This window comes from Lacticigenium naphthae DSM 19658 (genome assembly GCF_000425865.1).
Lineage (GTDB): Bacteria > Bacillota > Bacilli > Lactobacillales > Carnobacteriaceae_A > Lacticigenium > Lacticigenium naphthae.
Genome location: NZ_AUEG01000003.1, coordinates 121264 through 144755, shown reverse-complemented (window position 1 = coordinate 144755; position 23492 = coordinate 121264). Strand labels below are relative to the sequence as shown.

22 protein-coding genes and 1 pseudogene are annotated in these 23492 nt (G+C 39.5%); 11 read left to right on the top strand and 12 right to left on the bottom strand.

Translation table 11 applies throughout. From position 1 onward, the window contains the following. Positions 1-156: 156 nt before the first annotated feature. Both H626_RS0104895 and H626_RS0104890 read left to right on the top strand, forming a co-directional pair. On the top strand, positions 157-1755 hold the full coding sequence (locus H626_RS0104895; protein WP_027108345.1) for a CTP synthase: 1599 nt from the start codon (positions 157-159) through the stop codon (positions 1753-1755). Between the two features lie 153 nt (positions 1756-1908). Beyond that, complete coding sequence (locus H626_RS0104890; RefSeq protein ID WP_027108344.1) at positions 1909-2109, top strand: hypothetical protein; 201 nt, start codon at positions 1909-1911, stop codon at positions 2107-2109. A gap of 51 nt (positions 2110-2160) precedes the next feature. On the opposite strand, the gene H626_RS0104885 is transcribed toward H626_RS0104890, so the two are convergent. The 4 genes from H626_RS0104885 to H626_RS0104870 form a co-directional block, all read right to left on the bottom strand. Next, the gene (locus tag H626_RS0104885; protein WP_027108343.1) at positions 2161-2925 is read right to left on the bottom strand and encodes a MerR family transcriptional regulator; all 765 of its coding nucleotides are present in this window, start codon (positions 2923-2925) and stop codon (positions 2161-2163) included. A gap of 262 nt (positions 2926-3187) precedes the next feature. Beyond that, on the bottom strand, positions 3188-5218 hold the full coding sequence (locus H626_RS0104880; protein WP_027108342.1) for an ABC transporter ATP-binding protein/permease: 2031 nt from the start codon (positions 5216-5218) through the stop codon (positions 3188-3190). A 93-nt stretch (positions 5219-5311) separates the two neighbouring features. Further along, the gene (locus tag H626_RS10690) at positions 5312-5956 is read right to left on the bottom strand and encodes a TetR/AcrR family transcriptional regulator (protein ID WP_051237826.1); all 645 of its coding nucleotides are present in this window, start codon (positions 5954-5956) and stop codon (positions 5312-5314) included. 211 nt (positions 5957-6167) lie between these two features. After that, positions 6168-7070: a coiled-coil domain-containing protein gene (locus H626_RS0104870; protein WP_027108341.1), complete on the bottom strand. Its 903-nt coding sequence runs from the start codon at positions 7068-7070 to the stop codon at positions 6168-6170. Between the two features lie 255 nt (positions 7071-7325). Between H626_RS0104870 and H626_RS0104865 the strand changes: the two genes are divergently transcribed. After that, positions 7326-8138, top strand: coding sequence for an HAD family hydrolase (locus H626_RS0104865; protein WP_027108340.1), 813 nt, complete (start codon positions 7326-7328; stop codon positions 8136-8138). Positions 8139-8161: 23 nt separating this feature from the next. On the opposite strand, the gene H626_RS0104860 is transcribed toward H626_RS0104865, so the two are convergent. Both H626_RS0104860 and H626_RS0104855 read right to left on the bottom strand, forming a co-directional pair. Then, on the bottom strand, positions 8162-9016 hold the full coding sequence (locus H626_RS0104860; RefSeq protein ID WP_035618613.1) for a MurR/RpiR family transcriptional regulator: 855 nt from the start codon (positions 9014-9016) through the stop codon (positions 8162-8164). Between the two features lie 24 nt (positions 9017-9040). Continuing rightward, a complete protein-coding gene (locus H626_RS0104855) occupies positions 9041-9937 on the bottom strand; it encodes a MurR/RpiR family transcriptional regulator (protein ID WP_027108338.1) in 897 nt (298 codons plus the stop codon). A gap of 221 nt (positions 9938-10158) precedes the next feature. Here H626_RS0104855 and H626_RS0104850 point away from each other — a divergent pair, with 221 nt between their 5' ends. Further along, positions 10159-11541, top strand: coding sequence for a 6-phospho-beta-glucosidase (locus H626_RS0104850; protein WP_035618610.1), 1383 nt, complete (start codon positions 10159-10161; stop codon positions 11539-11541). Positions 11542-11674: 133 nt separating this feature from the next. On the opposite strand, the gene H626_RS0104845 is transcribed toward H626_RS0104850, so the two are convergent. Continuing rightward, positions 11675-12679: an ornithine cyclodeaminase family protein gene (locus tag H626_RS0104845; protein WP_035618607.1), complete on the bottom strand. Its 1005-nt coding sequence runs from the start codon at positions 12677-12679 to the stop codon at positions 11675-11677. A gap of 170 nt (positions 12680-12849) precedes the next feature. On the opposite strand from H626_RS0104845, the gene H626_RS0104840 reads away from it, so the two are divergent. From H626_RS0104840 to H626_RS10685, 5 genes are all read left to right on the top strand, one after another. Further along, positions 12850-13341: a hypothetical protein gene (locus H626_RS0104840; RefSeq protein ID WP_027108335.1), complete on the top strand. Its 492-nt coding sequence runs from the start codon at positions 12850-12852 to the stop codon at positions 13339-13341. Positions 13342-13363: 22 nt separating this feature from the next. Next, a complete protein-coding gene (locus H626_RS0104835) occupies positions 13364-14500 on the top strand; it encodes an ABC transporter permease (RefSeq protein ID WP_027108334.1) in 1137 nt (378 codons plus the stop codon). Beyond that, the gene (locus H626_RS0104830) at positions 14497-15657 is read left to right on the top strand and encodes an ABC transporter permease (protein WP_027108333.1); all 1161 of its coding nucleotides are present in this window, start codon (positions 14497-14499) and stop codon (positions 15655-15657) included. The genes H626_RS0104835 and H626_RS0104830 overlap by 4 nt, the downstream gene beginning before the upstream one ends. Before the next feature lie 24 nt (positions 15658-15681). Then, entirely contained in the window at positions 15682-16575 is an 894-nt protein-coding gene (locus H626_RS0104825) for an ABC transporter ATP-binding protein (RefSeq protein ID WP_027108332.1), read from the top strand. A 129-nt stretch (positions 16576-16704) separates the two neighbouring features. Beyond that, a complete protein-coding gene (locus tag H626_RS10685) occupies positions 16705-17097 on the top strand; it encodes a YccF domain-containing protein (protein ID WP_051237824.1) in 393 nt (130 codons plus the stop codon). A gap of 117 nt (positions 17098-17214) precedes the next feature. Here the strand turns inward: H626_RS10685 and H626_RS0104815 are convergent, their stop codons facing one another. The 5 genes from H626_RS0104815 to H626_RS0104795 form a co-directional block, all read right to left on the bottom strand. After that, positions 17215-18063 (bottom strand): MetQ/NlpA family ABC transporter substrate-binding protein, encoded by an 849-nt coding sequence (locus H626_RS0104815; protein WP_027108331.1) that lies wholly within the window; start codon positions 18061-18063, stop codon positions 17215-17217. Between the two features lie 27 nt (positions 18064-18090). Further along, positions 18091-18777 carry a methionine ABC transporter permease gene (locus tag H626_RS0104810; RefSeq protein ID WP_027108330.1) on the bottom strand — a complete coding sequence of 229 codons (687 nt, stop codon included), beginning with the start codon at positions 18775-18777 and terminating at the stop codon, positions 18091-18093. Next, a complete protein-coding gene (locus H626_RS0104805; protein ID WP_027108329.1) occupies positions 18764-19507 on the bottom strand; it encodes a methionine ABC transporter ATP-binding protein in 744 nt (247 codons plus the stop codon). The genes H626_RS0104810 and H626_RS0104805 overlap by 14 nt, the downstream gene beginning before the upstream one ends. 643 nt (positions 19508-20150) lie before the next feature. After that, positions 20151-21344 (bottom strand): amidohydrolase, encoded by a 1194-nt coding sequence (locus tag H626_RS0104800; RefSeq protein ID WP_211221951.1) that lies wholly within the window; start codon positions 21342-21344, stop codon positions 20151-20153. Between the two features lie 11 nt (positions 21345-21355). Then, positions 21356-21970 carry a CadD family cadmium resistance transporter gene (locus H626_RS0104795; RefSeq protein WP_027108327.1) on the bottom strand — a complete coding sequence of 205 codons (615 nt, stop codon included), beginning with the start codon at positions 21968-21970 and terminating at the stop codon, positions 21356-21358. Between the two features lie 51 nt (positions 21971-22021). Here H626_RS0104795 and H626_RS11630 point away from each other — a divergent pair. Together H626_RS11630 and H626_RS10675 are read left to right on the top strand one after the other, a co-directional pair. Then, a pseudogene (locus H626_RS11630) lies at positions 22022-22555 on the top strand (sugar O-acetyltransferase). Between the two features lie 252 nt (positions 22556-22807). Further along, a complete protein-coding gene (locus H626_RS10675) occupies positions 22808-23482 on the top strand; it encodes a YczE/YyaS/YitT family protein (RefSeq protein ID WP_051237822.1) in 675 nt (224 codons plus the stop codon). Positions 23483-23492: the final 10 nt, after the last annotated feature.

Genomic DNA, 23492 nt, shown 5'->3' with positions numbered 1-23492 from the left:
GTTGACGGATGCAGTAAAACTCTGTATGATTTTTAATGGGCTCACTACTTTATATTGAGCGATAAACAATAACTTATTCTCCCTGTTCCAGAAATGGAATGGGGATTTTTCGTTTTATTTGAACCCCTCTAATTGAATGATTTGGAGGAATGTAAAATGACAAAATATATATTCGTAACAGGTGGAGTAGTTTCGTCAATAGGAAAAGGAATCGTCGCAGCATCATTAGGACGATTATTGAAGGAAAGACAAATCCCCGTAACGATTCAAAAGTTTGATCCCTATATCAATGTGGATCCAGGAACGATGAGCCCATATCAACATGGAGAAGTTTTTGTAACGGATGATGGAACAGAAACAGATTTGGATTTGGGGCATTATGAGCGCTTCATTGATATTCGATTGAACCAATATTCAAATGTGACAACAGGGAAAATATATTCAGAAGTCATCAATAAAGAAAGACGGGGGGATTATTTAGGGGGAACAGTCCAGGTCATTCCGCACATTACCGATCAAATCAAAGAAAAAATCATTCAAGCGGGCGAATCTACAGGATCTGAAGTAGTGATCACGGAAGTCGGTGGGACTGTAGGCGATATCGAATCTCTACCCTTTTTAGAAGCTCTTAGGCAAATGAAGAAGGAAGTAGGCGCAGAAAATGTTTGTTATATTCATGTCACTTACGTTCCCTATCTCAAAGCTGCCGGAGAACTAAAGACGAAGCCGACGCAACACAGTGTGAAAGAACTGCGTAGTTTAGGGATCCAGCCCGACATATTGGTCGTGCGTACTGAACAAGCTTTACCGGAAACGGTCAAAAGTAAATTAGCCTTGTTTTGTGATGTTCCCAAAGAAGCGATCATTGAAAACCAAGATGTGTCTTCTATCTATGAAATCCCTCTATTACTCGAAGCACAGGGGATGGATACTTTCGTATTAAAAAAATTAAATTTGCCCCTGCATCCGGCTAAAATGGCTGAATGGAAACAGTTTGTCCAACGCGTTCAACAACCAAAAGAAACGATCCGTATTGCCTTAGTGGGAAAATATGTCTCGTTACCCGATGCCTATCTTTCTGTCGTGGAGGCTCTTAAACATGCAGGAGTGGCTTCGAGCATAGATGTGACTGTTGACTGGATACAAGCAGAAGACGTTGCCCCCGGAAACGTTCATGGACTTTTACAAAATGCCGACGGAATTCTCGTTCCTGGTGGATTTGGGACTCGCGGCTTGGAAGGAAAAATTTTGGCCATACAATATGCCAGAGAACAGAAAGTCCCATTCTTAGGTATCTGCTTAGGAATGCAATTGGCAAGTATCGAATTTGCTCGCAACGTAGCCCAACTATCTGATGCCCAATCAACGGAAACCGATCCCACAACGGCTCATCCGATTATCAGCTTGATGCCCGATCAAGAAGAAATCGTGGAAAAAGGCGGAACGATGCGTTTAGGTTTATATCCTTGTTCCATAAAAGAACAATCTCTAGCGCGTGCTCTTTATCAGACGGATGAAATCCAGGAACGACACCGGCATCGTTATGAATTCAACAACGCCTACCGCGAACAATTAGAAAGTCACGGCATGGTCTTTTCCGGATTATCTCCTGACGGCAGACTAGTGGAGATGATCGAACTCGCGCATCACCCTTACTTTATCGCAAGCCAGTTCCATCCAGAATTCCTATCTCGTCCAACAACACCGCATCCATTGTTCACTGGCTTCGTTCAAAAAGCTTTTGAAGGGAAATAAGAGCGAAAACCTTACAAGTCACTCTGTTTACTTCATTAACAAACTGTAGATAAAACGGGAGTGGAAACAGGAAACGACGACTCTATTTCTTGGAAATAACGTTTGAAGAAAAACAATGGGCGCGTTAGGATGAAGGAAAGGAGTGACGGGTGAATGAAATTTGGTATGCGCAAACCGAGTCTAAAGCGTTCGTTTAAAGCGCGGACGACTGGCAGAGCTAAGCGTGCTGTAAAGAGAAAGCTTGTTCCAGGATATGGAAAAAAAGGGATGGGTTGGTTAAAAGATCCGAAAAAAGCGGCTTACAATAAAGTGTATAAGAAAACTTCGTTTTCCTTTTGGGATTTATTTAAATAAGAAAAAGCAGGTCGAGAGAATAAATCTCGATCTGCTTTTTTTCAGTCTCTTCTATTTTTCAGTCGTGTAGGTTAGGATGGCGCCGTGCAGCATCCGGGCAGCGCCCTCACCAGCCTTGTCATCATAAAAAGCAGTAAAACGGTCATCTGCTAAATACATTTCGGCAAGACCACGGTGCATTTCCTTGGAATAACTGGACCAAGTGAACGTCAGCCATTGATGGTGTAAACGAGCTAAGATCTCCTCGTCGGCTGCGGTGATTGCATCTTTTTCTTGGTAGGCTTTCAAAGTTTCGATGATCGTTTGCTCTAGTTCTCTCCACCGATCGAACTCTCCTTCAGTCAACTGACTGAATTGTTTATTTGCTCGAGCAATCGTTTCTTCACCATAGGTTTCTTGTGATTCTTTTCCATAACTTTCTTCGTTCGCCTTCAATACTTCTTTTTTGAATCCTGTAAATTTTTCTTGATCGGTCATTTTTTCTATCCCCTCTCGGTCGGCCAATGTTTTCTCAATGGTATGGAGTAATTGGTCTACTTGTTTTTGTTTCAACAATAAGTCTTGGTAATGATCTTTAAGTGCTTGTTTCTCATCAAAACTCGGGTCATCAAGTATTTGTTTGATCTCTGTTAAAGGAAACCCGAGTTCGCGATAAAATAAGATCTGCTGCAAACGATCGATCTCGTTACGGCCATAGAGACGATATCCGGAAGAATTTATGCAGGCAGGGGATAAAAGCTGTATGGTAGCGTAATGTCTGATCGTCCGGGGAGTGACTCCGGCAAGTCGAGCTATTTTTTTTACAGTATATTCCATGAGTGACCTCCTTCTCTTGCAAGTATAAACCTTCTCCTTACGTAAACGTCAAGGAGAAATACGAAACAGTTATTCTCAACAGCGAGCAGATGCACAAAAAAAGGCAGAGGATGGGAGAAATTCCCCACCTTCTGCCTTTCAGGCATATTAGTTACTGACATAATGTGACTATTTATTAAAGTGTTCATTTCCTGAAAGTTCATTGAAAGCTTCACAGGATAAAGAGCAAATCTAACAATAGAGAACATTTTATAGAAGAAACTCAGTCACCACGACGAAGAGCTTCGATTGGATCCAATCGCGCAGCTTTGTTAGCTGGGAACACACCGGCAATGACACTAATGATAATACTAGCCAGGATACCAAACAAGGCGTAGGTCGGTGTCATGTGCAAGATGGTCGTTCCAAATAGGTTCTCAACAGCGATATTCCCACCCAGTGAGATAAGGGAAGCTATTCCGACACCTAATAAGCCACTGAACAAGCCAATGAGGAAGGATTCAGAAACAAAAATACGACGGATATCTTTATTTCGTCCACCGATCGCTTTGATCACACCAATTTCTTGTGTCCGTTCAACAACACTGATATAAAGAACAGTGAGGATCATGATGGCGGAAACAAAGAGGGAGATACCGGCTACACCCGACAAAATATACGTAAATATATCTAACATTTGTGTGAAAGTCGCTGCCAGTGTATCAGTAGACGATCCTCCATAGCCTAAATCATTGAGTTCATCTTTAATCAGCTGTGAATTACTTGCTTCATCCGCAAAAAGATAGGCCACATTCGGTTCAACAGACAGGTCATTTTCTTCGTTCATGTCCGTGAAAGTGTCCATTGTCATAAAGACAGAATCAAAAGCGCTAGCCGGTCCAATTGCACTTCCAGCAGTATAAATCCCACTGACTGTGTAGTTTCCGCTTAGTGGACTTCCATCCACAGAAAGTTTCACTTCAACTTCTTCTCCGATCATATCTTCGGCTGTATCGGCCATATTGTTTGCCATTTCTTCTGTAATGATAACTTCACCGAATTCTGGGAAGGAACCATGTAAAATATTGGAATCAGTCATGTTTGCCGAGATGGTACCAAAATTCATGAATGAATGATTTTCTTCTTCATAAGCGACTGTGTCACTTCCCATTGAGAAGGAAGTATAAGCCAATTCTATATTGTCAACATGTGGAATTGTTTCGAGTTCAGCAATATTTGTTTCTTCAAAAGGGATATTTTTAGATAATTGAACAGCTGGGTTATTCGTGACTAAATTTCCAGGTTTCCCATCTGGGTCCCCTGCAGGAGTCTCTGCTTCACCATCACCCTCGGTATCTTCTTGTGTTTCTTCGGTCATTCGCGCCTCACTAATGATAGGATTGACATTTTCGTTCATAGTATCAGTTAAATAATCGTTCACACCTTTGCCAAGAGCAAGCATCAGGATGACGCTCATGATACCAATGCTGCCGCCCAATGCGATGAGGATGTTGCGCCCCAATTTTTCTTTCATATTCAACAAAGCCATCCGGATCGCTGCAAAAAAACTGAGGTTTTTATTTTCCTGCCGTTCTTTTATTTTAAAGGTATCGGTATGCTCATGTAGATTTTCACGTTTCTCATCATTGATGATTTTCCCATCGTCGATCGTGACGACACGAGTGGATCTTGAAGCCACGCGCTCTGAATGGGTGACCATGATAACTAATTTACCGTCTTTTGCAATATCCTGAATGATATCCAGTACTTGATCGGATGTCTGGGAATCGAGTGCGCCTGTCGGTTCGTCTGCGATGATGATATCCGGATCATTTACGAGCGCACGCGCGATGGCCACACGTTGTTTTTGACCACCCGATAGTTGACTCGGTTTCTTTTGATAATGATCTTTTAACCCCAGATGCTCTAAAACTTCTTGAGCTCTGGCTTTTCTAGTTTTCCCATCAACATTGGACAAGGTCATTGCTAAGGTGACATTATCCAAGACGGAGAGGTGAGGGACCAGATTGAAACTTTGAAAAATGAAGCCGATCTTTTCTTTATGGAAAGCTACCATCTCTTTTTCCTTAAAGTGCCCGATGTTTTCACCATCTACAAGAATTTCACCTTCGAATTTCAAATCGAGTCCACCTAATACGTTCATTAGGGTCGATTTCCCACTACCGGACTCACCGATGATGGACACTAATTCTCCCTTGTCAAAAGATAATTGCACGTCTTTCAATGCATGAAAACGATTATTATCGGAAATAGGGTAATACTTATTTAAGTTGTTCACTTCTACAAACGCCATAAACTTGTTCCTCCTTTTAATAAAGTGAGTAATCACTCACTTTTGCTCGTGAGTAAAGTATAAACCTTAACGAGATAGACTGTCAAGGTTTATTTATGGCGTAAGGCCTTTTTCAAGAAAAAGTATGAGATGAGCAGTTTCAGCATTCGTATCAGTAGCATTAGAAAAATTCAGCGATTTAGCGATAATAAAACCCGCAACGATACTGATGATCAGGCGAATGATTTCTTCATTCGGCCAGTCGACGATTTCTTTTTTTTCTTTGAACAGGTTTAAAATCCGGTTGAGTTCTTCGAATAGATCTTTGGGGATCAATGATCGCAGATTAGTACGCATAGTTTCTTGATAAAGATATTCTGTAAGAAATATTTTCCAGATTTTTAGATTTTTTCCAGCAAAATCCATTCGTTCAGGAAGAACAGTTCGCAAAAAATCATGGAAAGACAGCGCCCCGAGCGCATCCGGGCCACCATGTAGATTCGTGGAAAGCAAGTCCTCCAGTGATTGGCTGAGGAGGGGGAGGATGCTTGCGTAAAGCAAGTTTTCTTTTGTACCAAAATGTTTGAAGATGGTCCCTTCAGCAACTTGTGCTGCTTGGGCGATATCTTTTGTTGAAGTATTGGAGTAACCTTTTTCAGCGAACAAGAGCAAACTAGCTTCCAAAATATCCTGCATCTTCGGGGTGAGTTTTTCATTGTTTTCGATTTTGTGTTTAAACAGTTCAAAAATGGAGTCCATTTTGACCGCTCCTTCAAGTAGTTTTGATTTTATCTTACGGTGTTGATTGAAAACAAGCAAGAACTTTCCGGATAAGGACGGGAATGTTCTCCAGTAAAAAAGGGAGAATCCCGAACGGATGCCGCGGACTCTCCTAGTGATGACTGTAAATAGCATTCAGCTAGTTCTATTCGATCCTTGTTTTTAAACTGTAGCAGGTACCAGTTAACTTTCATTGAATGATATCAACACCTGGGTCAGAAAAAATCTTGGAGTCGTTTAGTTGCATTGTGATAGACTTTTTGTGCTCGTCCAGGGTTTTTTGAGCATGTATTATTTCATCCTGGACGGCTTCTAAACTGGCGCTATTTCGTTGAATGGTTTCCTTTGTGTTCCAGTCTGAGAAGATATTATCGAAAAAGATATCAAATGTCCGATGCATCTGGCTTAATCCTTCGTATTCCAGACCAGTTTCGAGAGCGACATCTTTCATTTCTTTTTGGTATCGTTCAATGAGTTTTTCCACATGAACGATCTGCTCTTCAGCTTGATCGATTTTGTTGTACTTGACCATATCAAGCAAGAAGCTGTCACTAAACATATCCCAAGTTGCGAGGGAGCTTGCTGAATCCAGTTGGTCTAAAGCGTAGTCGATCCCAGTGAGAACCTTTTCTCCGGCCTCTAAAGCTTCTTCGATTTCATGGGTTTCAGCTTCCCAATCCAATCGTCTTTGTTCTTCTTGCGTAAGAATAGTTTGAAAATCTGGGTCTGATTCAATTAATTTATCCTTCACTTGATTCAATTCAAGTTGGGTACGCTCAATTCGTTCTTCTAATCCCACTAGTTCTTCGTGCGACTGCGTATACAAAGCTGAAGCTGAATCTAGAGCCAGTTTTGCCTGGAGTTGTTCCTGTTTTTCTTTGTCCATCTTTTTGTCGTACGTACCTACAAGATTCCGCAAGAAACTAGACAAGGATTCTTCTTCTAGTTTTTCTACGTCTGCTGTTTCTTTATGAAAAGCCTGTTGTGCCTGTTTATACTTTTTTTCGTTTAGTGCAAACTGTTCCTCGGTTGTCCGTTTTTTCTTCACTGATCGTTCCAGTTTTGTGCGTAACGTTTCATATGTATGATCCATGTTGTTTCCCCTTTCAGATTTGATTGTAGTGGCTCTTTATTTAATGTAGCTACTTTAAAGTTTACGATATCTATTGTCAAATAGCAAAAACCTTGTCAGTTTTCTGGAAAGGGATTTTGAAACTATTTTTCCAAAAATAATGAGGACGTCAAGGATAGTAAGAATTTTTTTTCAGATTAGACAAAGGGACGGTTTCTCTCAGAATTATGCGGTATACTTTTTTTAGAGAAAGAGTGGAAAGAGAGGGCTAGCTAAATGATTAAATTGGTCATTTCAGATTTAGATGGGACTTTTTTAAATAGCCAAGGAGAGTTCAATCGGGAACGGTTTGGAAAAGTGAAGGAACTGATGAAAAGCAAAGGTGTCATCTTTACAGCGTGCACAGGGAAACAAGGTGAGCGTGTAGAAGAGTTGTTCGGCGCCGAATACGCTAAAGATATATGGATATTAGGAGATAGTGCCACCCGTATAAAATACAATGGTGAGTATGTTTACGAGTCCTTGTTGGGGAATGAGGTCGGCTTGGAAATTATTACTAAATTAGAAGAGATCGAAGACGATCATACGGTCATCGCCTGTACACCGACAACTGCTTTTATAAAGGACACCACGCCAGAAGCTTCCATCAAGCGTGTCAGAGGTTCGTATACCAATGTAGAGATTCTGTCTGATTATCAGACGATTGCAGAAGATTTTGTTAAGATCACTGTTTATGATCCCAAACTTCGGTGTTATGAATCTGTCAAACACTTGGATCCATTTAATGCAGCAGCTTTTATTGTAGCTTCTGAAGCAGCCTGGATAGACATCGCGAACAAAGGGGTCCATAAAGGATCGACTGTTCAAAAATTGCAGGAAATACTCAATATTTCCTATGAAGAGACGATGGTTTTTGGAGATGGCTATAATGATAGAGAACTTCTTGCATCCGGTAAATACAGCTTTGCGATGCGAAATGCTTTTGAAGAATTGAAAGAGATAGCCAATTATATCACCCGTTCCAATGATGAAGAGGGTGTATTGTTGGCAGTCGAAGAATTCCTCGCATTGCAGGCAAACATAAACTAGTTAAAAACCAGTCAGCCCCTTTTTTACTCCAATTTAAAAGGCTGGCTGATTTTTTTATATCGACTTAACTTAAAAGACTGATTGGCTTCATATTTTTCATGGAAGCATAAAGTGTAGACTGTATCTAAGATATACAAGAGAGACATTCGCGTTCCAAAGGAAGAAACTTTGTTGTAATGATTTTCTAAAGCTGACATCCAGAGACAATGATCGGCTTCTTTTTTTAGTTCGTTGTCCGCAGATGAAATGAGAAGGATAGGGACGTGATTCTCCTTTAAAATCGAGAAGAGACGATCGACCATTATCCCTCTGCCACCAAAGGAGACAATGATAGCCAAGTCTTCTGGAGTACTATTAGCAGCAATGAGGCGCTGATTGTATTCATCTACGGGAACTTTCACATCTCGTCCGATTTCCTGCATTTGAAATTGAAAATTTTGTGTGAAGGGTATATTTCCTGCGGATGCAAATACATTGATCTGCTCAGCATTCACTACCAACTGTTGAATTTCCCGCAAGCGGTCTGGCGAGTTTAAGAGAAGGGTTTCGTTAATGGTTTGAGTATAGACATATTGTAGATTCTTCATTATTTGAAAAGGTGTGTCTTCCGGAATGATAGGGTAATCAAGGTTCAAAGAAGAAGGTTGTTCTTCTTCTTTTTTTATTTCGCTAGCGATATGCACTTTGAAATCATTTAACCCATTTAGATCTAATTTATTTAATAAACGGTAAATTGTCGAAACGGAAACGAAAGCTTCTTTTGCGAGTGTCTGAGAATCACTTGAGATAACTTTTTTTGGGTGCGTAAAGATATAGTCAACCAATGTTTTTTCACTTGCAGTAAGCGAAGTAAGCTGTTTCATGTTATTGAAAATCATCGCGTGTATCTCCTCTTTTGTGGGTCATCGATCAGTTGGAAAAGAATGGTCTTCCTGAATGATCTCTATATTCGATTTTCGAGTATCGACCATTTTACCCAAGCGTATCAGATGGTCCACATTTTTTTGATAATTTTCTGCAAAAACAACGGAATAGAGGACATCTAATAAGTAGATAATGGAAAGATTGATTGTGAAGTTTCCGATTTTCGAAAATAATTTTTCTCTGGTAGTGATCGGTAAGAAACAATCTACTGAACGGGAAAGGTAATTGTCACCAATACTTGTAATGCCAATAACGGGAATATGTTGTTCAGTGAGTATTTTTGATAAAAGACGGACAGATTCACTTTCGCCACTGTAAGAGATCAGAATAGCACAAGTATTGGGGAGGGTATTGTACGCTTCGTAGGTGCTTTCTCCTTTGACGGTCGATACAGAAGTGTGTTTTTTGATCCGATTCATTTTTAGTGCAAAATCGTGTGTGATCAGCATATTAGCGTTGCTGGCAAATATTTTGATATTGTCCGCTTTTAATAAAAGTTGTTTTGCTTGTTGTAGGGAGTCATGATGAATGAGTGAAAGCGTATCTTCAATAGTCGACTGTTCAAGAGAGGCTATCTTTTTGCTGATCGTCATGATCGAATCAGAAGCTTTGAAAGGAAAGTTGGCATCGATATCAACAAAATGACTACTCAAATAAGCATATTCTTCTTGATAAGCCCGGCGGCATTCAACCCAGCCAGAAAAGCCCAGTTTTTTTGCGATACGAATCAGTGTAGAGGGTTGGGTAAAGGTTTCGGAAGCAATATCTTGCATCGTTTTTTCTTCGAGTAATTCGGGGTAGTGTAATAAATAGTCCACGACTCCCTTTTCGGCAGGTGAAAATTTAACCGTTTCCATTTTTTCGCGAATGAGCATAAGAGTTTTCCTTTCTCTGGTGTTTACAACAATTATAGATTAATGTAAATGGAAAGTAAAATAAAACCGTCATTTTTTGCATATGGAGAAAAATATTTGCAAAAAAAACAGCCTGATTCACGAAAATTGTAAATGGGTTTTGAAACAAAGGGAAATGTGTTGTCCTCTGCATTTACATCAGAGATAATAAGCTTGTAAATATTTAAAGGAGGAAGATACAAATGGCTAAAACTAAAGGCGTAAAAATTGTGACAATTGGTGGAGGAAGTAGTTATACTCCTGAACTAATGGAAGGATTTATTAAACGATACGAAGAATTACCTATCCGTGAAATCTGGCTAGTCGATATTGAAGCGGGAAAAGAAAAATTAGAGATCGTTGGAGCGATGGCACAACGCCAATGGGATGCTTCACCATATGATGTAAAAATACACTTAACTTTAGATAGAAGAGAAGCATTAAAAGATGCTGATTTTGTTACAACACAATTCAGAGTAGGGTTACTCAATGCGCGAGTGAAAGATGAACGTATCCCTAATTATTACGGCATGATCGGTCAAGAAACAAACGGAGCAGGTGGTATGTTTAAAGCTTTCCGTACAGTCCCTGTCATCTTAGAAATTGTTGAAGACATGAAAGAATTGTGTCCGGAAGCTTGGTTGATCAACTTTGCCAATCCAAGTGGAATGGTTACTGAAGCAGTCATTCGTTATGGTAAATGGGACAGAGTCATGGGGTTGTGTAATGTTCCGGTCATGGCCACAATGACAGAGCCAAAAGCCCTTGGATTAGAAAGAGAAGATTTAATATATAAATTTGCTGGATTGAACCACTTCCATTGGCATAAAGTTGCGGATACAAAGGGGAATGATATTACCAAAAAAGTCATCGATGCATTGTTTGAAGGAGATGCAGGATTACCTAAAAATATCCACGATATTCCGTTCTATAAAGATCAATTGGAACAAATGAATATGATTCCTTGCGGATATCACCGGTACTATTACCGTGAAGAAGAAATGCTCAAACATGGATTAGAAGACTACAATACTATTGGGACAAGAGCTCAACAAGTTAAACAAACAGAAGCAGAATTGTTTGAATTGTACAAAGATCCAAACCTGGATCACAAACCGGAACAATTACAAAAACGTGGAGGAGCTTATTATTCTGATGCTGCCTGCGAAACGATTGCTTCCATCTACTCAAATAAAGAAACACAAATTGTTGTTTCTACGAAAAACAATGGAGCTGTTCCAGATTTACCAGCAGATTGTGTCGTTGAAGTAACAGCTTATATTGGTGCACAAGGTGCGCGGAATGTAGCCTTTGGTGAACTGCCAACTGCTGAAAAAGGCTGGTTACAAATGATGAAATCAATGGAATTACTCACAATTGAAGCAGCAGTAACTGGAGATTATGGTACAGCCTTACAAGCCTTTATCAGCAACCCATTGGTTCGTTCTGGGGATACAGCGGTTAAAATCATGAATGAATTGTTCGTTGCACACAAAAAACATTTACCACAATTTGCAGAAACGATTGCGCGTCTAGAAGCTGAAGGCGTAACTGTTCAAGATGAAGTCGCTCGCGATCTAGATTAAAAAGAAAAGAAAATGAATTAAAAAAAGCCTGTCTCTCGATTTTATGAGAGACAGACTTTTTATTATAAGTAGTAGCGGAGACTCATACTAACGTATTTGGGTAGTTGAATCCCACCCGGAAACTTGTTGAAAATCAACCTAAAAAGTCAAAGTGTTTACCGAGGCCTTTTTCTACAGCTCTTTTATAGACGATTCCAGCAACAGCCACATCCATTGCGCCTGTTCCAATAGGAATACAGATCGTGATCTCATTCGACAAGTCCCCTGCAGTGGTTTCTTTTAAAGCCAACTGACCTAAGGTAGTATAAATATTCTTTTCAGATAACTTTCCTTTACTCGTTAGCTTTTTCAATGCCCCTCTATTGAGGGCCTGGTAGACATGATCGACGATAATTTTATCTGCTTTGAAGATGAGGTCATCCTCAATTTCTTGAAAGGAACCCAAAGGGAAAACGATCGTACCCGGTTTGACCCATTCTGTTTTAATGAGAGGTTTTTGAGAGGGAGTGACCGTGATCAGCACGTCCATTCGGCTTGCTTTTTGGGCATCCAAAGTGGGTTCGATAGGATTCGTTACATATGCCTGCATCTCTTTTGCAAAAATTTCAGCCGTTTTTAAGCGATGATTCCATACCACTAAGTCGGTAATTTCAAATAAATCAGCGATGGCCACAATATTCGTTCGCGCCTGCTCACCAGCACCATACAACCCGATCTTGACTTGAGGCTTATCCAGTAAGTACCGCAGAGAATTGGCAGTCTGCGCACCCGTCCGCTTATTCGTGATGTATGCACCTTCTAATGCAGATAGAAAAGTACCCAAATGTGGATCGATCAATAAAATCATAGCTGTGATATAAGGTAGATCTGCTTCCTTTCGCTCCCCAAGGAAACCGCCGACCCATTTCATCCCGGCGATATCTTGCGAGCCGATATAAGCCGGCATCGCATTCATAAAGCCATCATAGGCAGGATAACCACCCGTTTCACCCAAGTCGAGCGTCAGTTTAGAGGGATTCACAATAGACCCATCGCCCAGACCCTTGAACGTGTCATGTACAATTTCATTGATATCTTTGACATCAACTAATTCCTTGATCGTACTTTGATTTAACAAAAGTGTTTTATTTTCTTTCATTGGATCCCTTCTTTCTGTGAAATGGACAGGTACTTTGAACCTAGTGTACTATAAGTTTTGTAAAGAAGCGACAAAGAATAGGAAGGATAAAAAGACATAAAGCAGGTGCAAATAGATTCGGAAAAACTCCTATGCTATACTGGACTGTAATTATAGAAAGGAGTACGACAATGGTTTTGCATAAAAAACAGAAAATTTTTCTTGCTTTACTCAGTCTCAGTATACTAACAGGGTGTGCATTAGAAAAACCAGAAGACACAGCGAATAATGAAACAGAGGGGACAGAATCAGTAGGTAAAACCCAGGAAATGAATGAAGATACTCCCTCTAGTGGGGAGGAGTCTACTGAAACGGTTGCCCAGATAGAAGATCTTGATGGGAATCTCTTACAGGAAATGGGAGGAGATACAACGGTTATCTTTAATGCCGACACTAAAGAAATAACTTTCTCGAGAATGGAATTAGGAGAAGTTGAGGAAGTAAATGGTATGACAACACAACAGTCTGAACGAGTAGAAGAAGTTTACCAAAATTACCTGATTTCGGTTTCTGAAGATAGGTATACTCTTACAGCTGAGGATGACTTTGAACAAATTTTCACCAAATTAAGTGAGACTGTTATCCAAGATGAAGAAGGCAATCGATATGCAATAGTAGAGTAAAAGAATTGGAGGAAGAAGATCGATGCGGGAGTTTATACTGTTTGAGAGTCGCTTATTTTTAAAGGAGAAAAAAACGTGGACATTAGTTGCGTTTTTAATTGTAGGCTTGATCGGACTGATTTTTTATATCCCTTATCAAGGGGTTGGCCATATCCCGCAAAAGCTGGCGATAGATATACTGAACAATACGGCAAATATGTATGAATTCTCAGAAATAGAAGCTGAGGATCCTCTTATACGTCCTTCGTATGAAAATGTACTTTTCCAACAAAGACTGATTGCCCGACAGGATGTTTTTCACCGCTTTGACCAACCAGAGAAATACATAGAAACCGGTATCGAATTAGCAGAATTGCGAATCGAGGGACACGAACAGGGATTTAAAGGAATGAACTCACGTTACCTCATTTCAATAGAACAGGCTCAAAAAGATCAGGCATTCTATCAATACTTAGCAGACAGACAACTTCTCATCCAAGATGATGGGCAAAATGGTGCAACTTATGTAGCTGAAGCAATGAAGTTCACCGGCATAGGACTATTTTTCGTTGCCTTGCTTTTATCTGGAGATATTTTGACGAAAGAAGATGACCACCGCTCTTTGGCGAAGTCTTTACCGTTAGCGAATAGGAAAAAAGTCACTACAAAATTGATCGTCTACACCTTGCTTCCATGGTTAGGAACGGTGACCCTGATTAGTGGATTTACAGGTATCATGAGTGGATTGTTCGAGACCGGAAATTTCTTTTACCCGATCATCCTTTATGCAAATACGCAGTTTCAGGGAATCTCTACCTTACTGTATATAGGACTATTTATGGGATACAGCCTAGTACTGTTTTTGCATGTGGGTCTGTTGACCTTAGTATTGAATCAGGTAACAAAAAATATGTATCTTACACTTTTTATCGGGAGCGTGTTGTATTTCTTGCCGTACATCATTCCTTCAACGTTCTCTCTACATTATCTCCTTCCGTTTTCTTATTACAATCTAACAGACGTGTTGAATGGGACCCTCGCTGAGAAGCTCCATCCAGCCATTGATTATATGTCAGGATTGAGCGTTTTATTGGCCAGTAGCCTTCTCCTCCTCGTCGTTTTTGGATGGCTGCAGCACTCTCAAAAGCGCATGAAGGAAAAAGGAGGCGGGAATAGATGAAAGCTTACTTTTTATTTGAGTGGAAACTATTTTGGAAAAATAAAAAAAACCAAGGAGCTATCGTGCTACTCTTTTTCGCCATGCTTGTGTACACACTTTTGATCGTGCCGACTTATACTCATTTTGAAGAAGTGACTATTGAAGGAATTGAAGAAGAACTTGCTGAAGGAATTGGCGTTTTGGAAGACATTGATCCAGATACACGCTCCCGTGATTTTTATTTTTATCAACAAATCACCCCAATCAATCAGGCACGCTATTCAGCATTGGTAAACGAAGACTACCTGACCTATATAGAAGAAACGATGACTTATTTCGGAATGCGAAAATACCCTTTTCAAGTCCATCCGCAGTTTTACGAGTACGGAGATCTTCGTTCTCAGGAAAAGGGAGACTATCATCTTCAAAATAATTTCCAGCGATACCGGGGGTACCTAGACTATCAGCCACCACTCACCGTAGAGACGCTCAATGGACAAACGGCCCTTCAAACACTCCAACGAGCATTGAACAATGGACTAGCATATATATTGCTTGGTCTGGTCATGATTTTTGCAATGGATAGTGTGGTCAAAGATTACAGCCACAAGACACTGATTGAAAGTGCGCCACTGACATTGTCAAAACGGTATTGGACAAAAACAGTAGTTGTTTTCAGTGCAACCTTTTTGACTGTTTTTGCTCTATTATTTAGTGGGCTGACGCTTGTAGGGGTACGATATGGATGGGGATCCTGGCTCTTGCCTGTAGCACAAAACGCTGAACCAGGGGATGTCCTTCTCAGTATGAGCCAGCTTCTCGTGCAACAATTGATTTTCTTTATAATCTTAACAGTTGTGTTTATTCGTGTGATTTTCTTGTGGAGTATCCTCATAAAAAATGAATTTTTTAACTTGATTGCAGGCATGGTCCTCTTGTTTTCAGAATTCCTTTATTTTAAAGATGGGATAGGATTCTTTACCAATCTCGATATACTCCCCTTTACTTTCTTTGATTTTGGTTCTGCTTTAAGCGGATATAAAAATTTGCTCTATACGACAGATTCTATCACATTTAAAAATGGATTGATTTCTGTTGGGATCTTATTTATTACTATAGAAATTCTATTGTTGGCCGTGATGTATTTACGGAAAACACTTAGAAAAAATAGGCAATGATCAAATGAAAGCGAGGAAATCGATATGTTAAAAGTGCAACAGATTTCAAAATCATACAAGGGCAGAACGGTTTTAAAAGAAATCGATTTTGACGCAGAAAGAGGAACGATAATCGGGTTGGTAGCGCCTAATGGAACAGGGAAAACGACATTGCTCCAAATCATTATGAATTTTGTTGTTCCGGATGCTGGGCAAATCGTACTGGACGACCAATATAATTATCGAACAAAACAAAGTACAGTAGAAATGTACCGTCATATTTCTTTCTTACCAGAACTTGACGATGTCTATGAAGAGTTAAGTGGGAGGGATCATCTAAAATTATATGCACGGATGTGGAATAAAACAGACCGTTCTGTAAACGGAATCGTTGAACAATTGAATATGGAAAGCTATATCAAAAGACCGGTAAAAACTTATTCACTAGGAATGCGTCAGCGTATGTGCTTTGCCATGCTCTTGGCAGCAGACACGGATATCATGTTGATGGATGAAGTGATGAATGGATTGGATCCCGATAATGTACAACTGATCACAGATCAATTGTTAGCATTGAAAGAACAGGGAAAAACGATTTTGATCGCGTCTCACTTATTAGAGAATCTCGATATATATGCTGATCGGATTTTATTCTTAAAAGAGGGAGATATCATTGCCGATGTTCCGGCAGCTGAAAAAAGAGAAACGTTTATAAAGATTTACGCGACAAGAGAAGAAATAAAGAAGCTGAAGGCAGACAAGCATTGGCGATGGGAAGCTGAATTAGAAGCGGATCAATTGTATGCTATTCCATTGAAAGATATGGAGCCCGAAGAAACGAGTTCGATCCTGACTTACCTGATTCAAGAAGGTTATAGTCGGGTGAGTTTGGGGGAAATAGGTACAATGGAATTGTATGCTAGTTATTATGGCGTGTGATGAGTGATTATTTTTCATCATAGATCGACTGGGTTTGAATAGTTAGATCTATCAGTATTTAGTCCGATGAAAACAAAGAAGATTTCTCGTATACTGTATGAATAGTGAGAAAGAAAGGACGAATGGACGATGAAATTATTAGGTAATATAGTATGGTTTATACTAGGAGGTTTCATTAGCTTTCTTTCCTGGGGAGCAATCGGGATCTTGTGGTCAGTGACTATTGTGGGTATTCCTATCGGGATGCAATGTTTCAAGTTTGCTACAATGTCGGCTGCTCCATTCGGGAAAGATATTCGATTTGGAGAATCTGGCTTTTCATTATTATTAAATGTTGTGTGGCTTGTTTTAGGTGGATTTGTCATGGTGGTAGAAGAAGTGACCATGGGCATTGTCTTCTGTTTGACGATCGTGGGTATTCCGTTTGGATTGCAACACTTTAAACACGCAAAACTAGCTTTACTTCCTTTTGGGGCAACCATTTATCGGACCGGTAAACCGAAATTGAGCACAATGAAATAAAAGTATTAAAAGGATCACTGCTTAAATGTAAGCAGCGATCCTTTTTTGGTATACATATTTATAGTCAACTGAATCATAAGAGGATCCCGACTTTTCAGTAGGCTCCTCACGAAAATATTATTCTCCGGGTTCAAATGCCGGTTCTAGATGGTCTTCTTCAGCTAATTCTTCCAAAAAAGTATAAACTTCTTCGGAAGTGAAAGCTTTTTGTAAAGCTTGAATGGCTTCTGAATCCTGATTATCTTCACGTGCTATCAATTGGATAGAGAAAGTGTATAAATCATCGTCTTCCAAGAATAAGGCGTCCGCTGAACTTAATCCGATGCTCTTGATGTAAGTGGGTAAGTTAAATACCAGAGGCACACCGTCTTCGTAAGCAGCTGTTAAATTTAACAAATCAATGGAAGTAAAGGTAAATTCATAAGGGTTTTCCACAATGTCATCCACAGATGCTTCGTATCCCTCTACTTCGGAGTCTAAGGTGATCAATTCATAGTGATCCAGAACCATCAAAGCGCGTGCTTCATTGGAACTATCACTTGGGATCGCAACTTCCGCACCTTGTTCAATATCCTCCATCGAATCATAGACAGGAGAATAGAAACCTACAATAGGATTGTAAATTGGTTGGATGGCAACTAAATTTCCATCACGCTCAGCGTTGAACATCTCCATGTACGGTGCGTGCTGGGAGAAATTAGCATCCACTTCTTCATTCAACAAAGCTTCATTGTATTGGATATTGTCGGAAACTTCTACCAAGTCAACGGTATAAGGTTCTTCAATGACATCTCCAGCAATCTCAACGATGTCGGTCATAGGTGGTAAATGGGAAGCGACTTTAATGACGACTTCCTCTGCTTTTTCTGTGCTAGCTGAATCCAGTTCGTTCTGTGTATCATCTGGTCCTCCACATGCACCAAGTAATAAAGCGATACTACTTAAAAATAATCCTTTTTTAAACATTGGCTGATCTCCTTCGAGTCTATTTTTTTATCGTTTATCTATTTTTCGTGCCAGATTTAATCCCAACTTTTGAATCAACTCAACAAAAATAATAATAAAAATGATAGCTACATACATGACGTCCGTTTCGTAGCGTTGGTAGCCATATCGGATAGCGAAATCACCGATACCACCACCTCCGACGACACCCATAATGGTGGAATAAGAAATTAAGCTGACAAAAGCGGTTGTAAAGCCAATGATCAGTGAACTTCTGGCCTCCACATATAAGAACTTCCATACAAGCTGAGGAAGGGTTGCACCCATAGACTGCGCGGTTTCAATAACGCCTCTCGGGACATCGAGCAAGGATTGTTCCACAAAACGAGCATAGAGTACGATCGCAATGAGCATCATCGGAAACGATGCCGCAATGGGGTCACCCGTGGCGCGTCCATAGAGTAAACGAATAGCCGGTTGCATGGCGATGACTAATAATAAAAACGGGAAAGATCGGACGATATTGACAAAAATATTAGCCATTTGATATAACCAACTATTTTCCATGGGTTTGCCTGAGGCAGTTAAGAATAATAGGGTTCCTAAGGGCAATCCAAAAACAATAGCTGCTACAATTGCAAATCCCATCATAATACCGGACTCTGCTAAGCTTTCCATCAGGCGAGGAGCATATTCTTGGATGCGTTCGCTAAGTAACTGATCAGTCGGATCCATGACTTAACACCTCCAAAGCTCTTTTTCGGTAAGAGGAATAAGATTTCTTGTTTTTGGGCGGTTCGATTTTGATGACGTCGGTCAACATTCCGTTTTCTAAAATAGCTGCACGCGTACAGAGTTCCTTGATAACTTCTAACTCATGTGTAACCAACACGATCGTCATCCCAAAAGTGTCATGGGCTTTTTTTAACACATCTACGATTTCTTTTGTGGTACCTAAATCTAAAGCAGAAGTAGGTTCATCGCACAATAAAATCTTGGGACGAGTAATGAGCGCCCGTGCAATTCCGACGCGCTGTTTTTGTCCACCCGACAAATCTTTTGGATATTGCCCGCGTTTGTCTCTTAGGCCAACAAAATCTAACACAGTTTCCATTGGGATCGTTTCTGGATAAGCGTGCAACTCCAGTGGTAAACGAATATTTTCTTCAACTGTCTTATTGTTTAATAAATTGAATTCTTGAAAGATCATGGCTACCTGTTTTTGATACAGGCGAAGAGCCGATTTGTTTAATTGATGGATATTTTTCCCATCGACCATTACAGCTCCCTCGTCAGGGGTCTCCAAGGCGTTTATAAAGCGGAGAAGAGTCGATTTCCCGGCTCCACTTTCTCCGATGATACCGAAGCGTTCATGATCTTGAATGGTGAAAGTCACTGCATCTATTGCTTTAAATTCACCCGAATTGTTTTGAAAAGATTTTGAGACTTGGTCTAATGTAATCACCTATTTAGCACGTCCTTCACTAGTGAACAGATTCTGTGAAAATTAAGCCTCCTTCATTATAGTGAGGGAACTCTGTAGAAGTAAAGAAAATAACCGAAGACACAGGGGATGATTGGATTTAGAAACTAGAATTTGCAGAATCAAAGAAAGAGGAAGCTTGTTTTTTCAACGATGTAAACGTTTTTAAAAAGATGAGCTTTAAAGAAGATTAAATACAATAATGTATTTAATCTGATTGGGAATGGTCGTTTTCTTACAATGAAATAGAAAGAAGCCTTCACGTCAGGTCTTTGATAAATAGAAATAAAAGGACTTATATAATCTGTTTTAGTAAATTCAGAGATAGAGGTCTAAGAAATTCTATAAAGCAGCTCGGATCTGGGAAAGAGTCAAAGAATGACCAGCCACATTCCCGGAATGAAAAGAAATTGGGCAAGTAGCTAAAAATGCAGTAGACAAATTTACCTGATGAAAAGTAGATCCAGTAGGTTTGGGAACGAGAAAATAAAAAAATTACCTGAATGAGGAACATTCAGATAATTTAAACACAATAGTAGCAATTTCATGAGAAAAAACCAGGCAATATACCAATACGGGAGATTCAGTCAGTATTTTTGAATACCGGATAAAAATATACCGTTTTTCACTTCCCACAATAGCTTAAGACCACTGCCCCCATAGCTTTGGCACTAATGAGTAGGCTATCTTCGTCAATATCAAATTTCGGGTGATGATGTGGATACCAATCTTTGTCTTTCGGCTTAGCTCCCACATAAAAGAAGGATCCCGGTATTTCTTGAAGATAATACGCAAAATCTTCAGAGGGTGGAAGAGCGTCAGTTTCCAGAACGGCTACTATTTCTGAAATGCCAGCTGTGGTCAAAGCCTCTTCCACTTGAGCAGTTTCAGCTGGATGATTATATAAAACAGGGTAATCATTTTCATAAGAAAATGAAGTCTCAAGTAAAAAAGATTCTTCCAACCCTTTTGCTAAATGAGTTAAATGCTTTTCAACTTGCGCACTTGTTTTTAAAGAGAGTGTCCGTACATCCCCTTCAAGAGTGATTGAGTCCTTTATAATATTGAATTGACCTTTCCCATCAAAAGAGCCAATCGTTACAACAGCCGTTTCAAAAGGATCGATTCGGCGACTCACGATCGTCTGTGCATTTAGGACAAAAGAGCTCGCAGCGACAATTGCATCATTTGAAAGGTGAGGAGAAGAACCATGTCCTCCTTTTCCTTGAATCGTTAAAGAAAAACGAGCTCGCCCCGTCTGCGTATTGCCTTCACGATAATATACATTTCCGGTTTCCATTGTAGACATGAGATGGATACCAAAAATAGCGTCCACACCCTTTAGCACACCAGCTGCAATCATCCCTTTTGCTCCTCCTGGGGGAACTTCTTCAGCCGGTTGGTGAATGAACTTAATGGTCCCATGAAGTTGGTCTTTCATTTGGGCTAGAGATTCTGCCAAAATCAATAAATAAGCTGTATGTCCATCATGACCACACGCGTGCATCATACCTGGATTCTTGGATGTGAATGGTAGCCCTGTTGCTTCTTCGATGGGCAATGCATCGAAATCTGCCCGTAATGCAATGGTTTTCCCTGGGTGTTTACCTTCGATGGTCGCAACGATCCCCAGTTGATTATTTATATTCGTTTCTAATTTATCAACGGGGACAGTTTTATAAAAATCCTCAATATACTCTGCTGTTTTTACTTCTTGAAACGATAATTCTGGATTCTCGTGTAAATGGCGGCGAATCAGCAGCATTTTTTCTTTGTTTGCTTCAATTTTAGAAAATAGTTTATTTAATGGCGACATCATATCCTACCTTTCTATTGTATGAGAGTGAAGAGTGTTTGAAGAGTGTGATTTTCAATTAAAATGTAAATTCCAAGTCCAATAAATACGATAGGGACAATGATTCTTTCGTATTTTTCAATCGTTTCAGAAACCAGGGGCAATTTTGTCAAAAGATTACTTACATAGCAAAGAAGGGGAATCGAGACAGCAAAAACAAGTAAAGCAATAACGATCTCACGGACAGCTAATGATGCAAAATAAGGAATATAAATTCCTAAGTTGTCTCCACCTGAGGCAATCGTCAGCAAGGTGACCGTCCAAAATAAGTAAGAAGTAGGACTTGCGTTCATCTTTTCTACAACTTCTTCCTCTTCTGTTTCTTCCTCTCCTTTGATAGCAAACTGTACCCCTAGGTAAATAGGAATGAATCCTAAAAATCCGATCATCCACTCTTCCGGAACAAAGTGCAAAACATAAGCTGCAAGTAAACTCACACTTACTAGCAGTGTGGTACCGAGATAATGGCCCCATACTACCTGTGCCTTCTGATGTTGGACCTTTTTTTGAGAAAAAAGGATCAATAATATAAATAAATAATCAATACTGGTAGAGATGTATACAACACTAGCAGAAAAAATAGTTTCCATTCAATAAACTCCTTTTATGTAGACTAATTATTATTTTATCACGAAGCTCACTTGAATGACGAAAAATCGGCAGATGATCCAGAATTTTATAAATTTGGGGAAATTTTAGAAAAAACCCAACGCCTGATTCACAAATTAAACACAGAAGAACATACCCAAAAAGAGATACAGGAAATCTTAGCAAAAATTACGGGTAAACCAATTGATGATTCTGTACATGTGCTCTTGCCTTTTTATGCCGATTTTGGACAGCACATCACCATTGGGAAAAATGTATTTATAAACATGGGATGCACCTTTGTAGATAAGGGCGGACTTACAATAGAAGACGATGTATTGATTGGACCGCAAGTGAAGATTTTGACTGTTAATCATCCAATCGATCCTAAAAAAAAGAGGCAATTTATCTAGCCCAGTTACTATTAAATAAATGCGTGGATAGGTGCCGGAGCAACCGTAGTTCCCGGAGTAACGATCGGAGAAAATTCGGTTGTCAGGGCAGGATCAATCGTTACTAAAGATGTTCTTGAGAATTCAGTAGTAGCTGGTGTACCGGCAAAAGTCATCAGGATGATTGAAGAGTAAAAAGACGGAATCAAGAGGAAATTGAAATAAAAGTAAGTATAGGAAAGATTTCTTGTTCATGCAGAAAAAATGAGGAATAATTTTACTAATTAATGTAGATTTCACACTTTTTTTGCAAATTCCTTTTAATTTTATGTACTATTAGCAGAAATAGTTTGTAAACGTGGTAGACTAGAACTAATTTGAAGAATTGAGATAACTATAAAGTCAAGAACTCTTTAAAGGTATAAAAAAGAGTAAGGAGAAATGGATATGAACCAACTGAAAAAAATAGTTATCATGCTCGGCTCAATGGTTTTGGTTGCTTTCGGAGCATCGTTAACGTTGAAAGCGGCTATAGGGGTAGGAGCTTGGGATGCTTTGATTCAATCACTGTCCTTTTTATCGGATGTTAAAGTGGGAACAATTGGAATGATTTTAAATATCAGTTGTATAGTGGGACAATTAATATTGCTCAAAAAAGATTTTCATTTCAGGCAATTTTTACAAGTTCCTATCAGTATCATTCTGGGAGTATTAATTAATTTCTTCTACTACACACTGTTTGCCAATCTCGTATTTGATCAATATATTGTAACATTGATCGTATACATTTCTGCCTTAGTTATTGTATCATTTAGTGTAGGAATGGTAGTCGTTCTAGACGTCATATCTTTCCCGTTAGAAGGATTTTGTATGGCTATTGCTAAAAACACAAAATATAAATTTGCTTTTGTCCGTCAAATGGCTGATGTATTGAGTTTAGTTTTAGCTGTGACCTTGACGTTACTATTTACTTTACCGTTGACTGTCAGAGAAGGAACGTTTATTGGGATGGTCATATTTGCCCCAATGATGGGATTCTTTATGAGTAAAATCCAACCATTTATCGAAAACCACATCATAGACGTACCAGTAAACAATACAGAACAAATTAAAACAAATTAAATTAGGGATA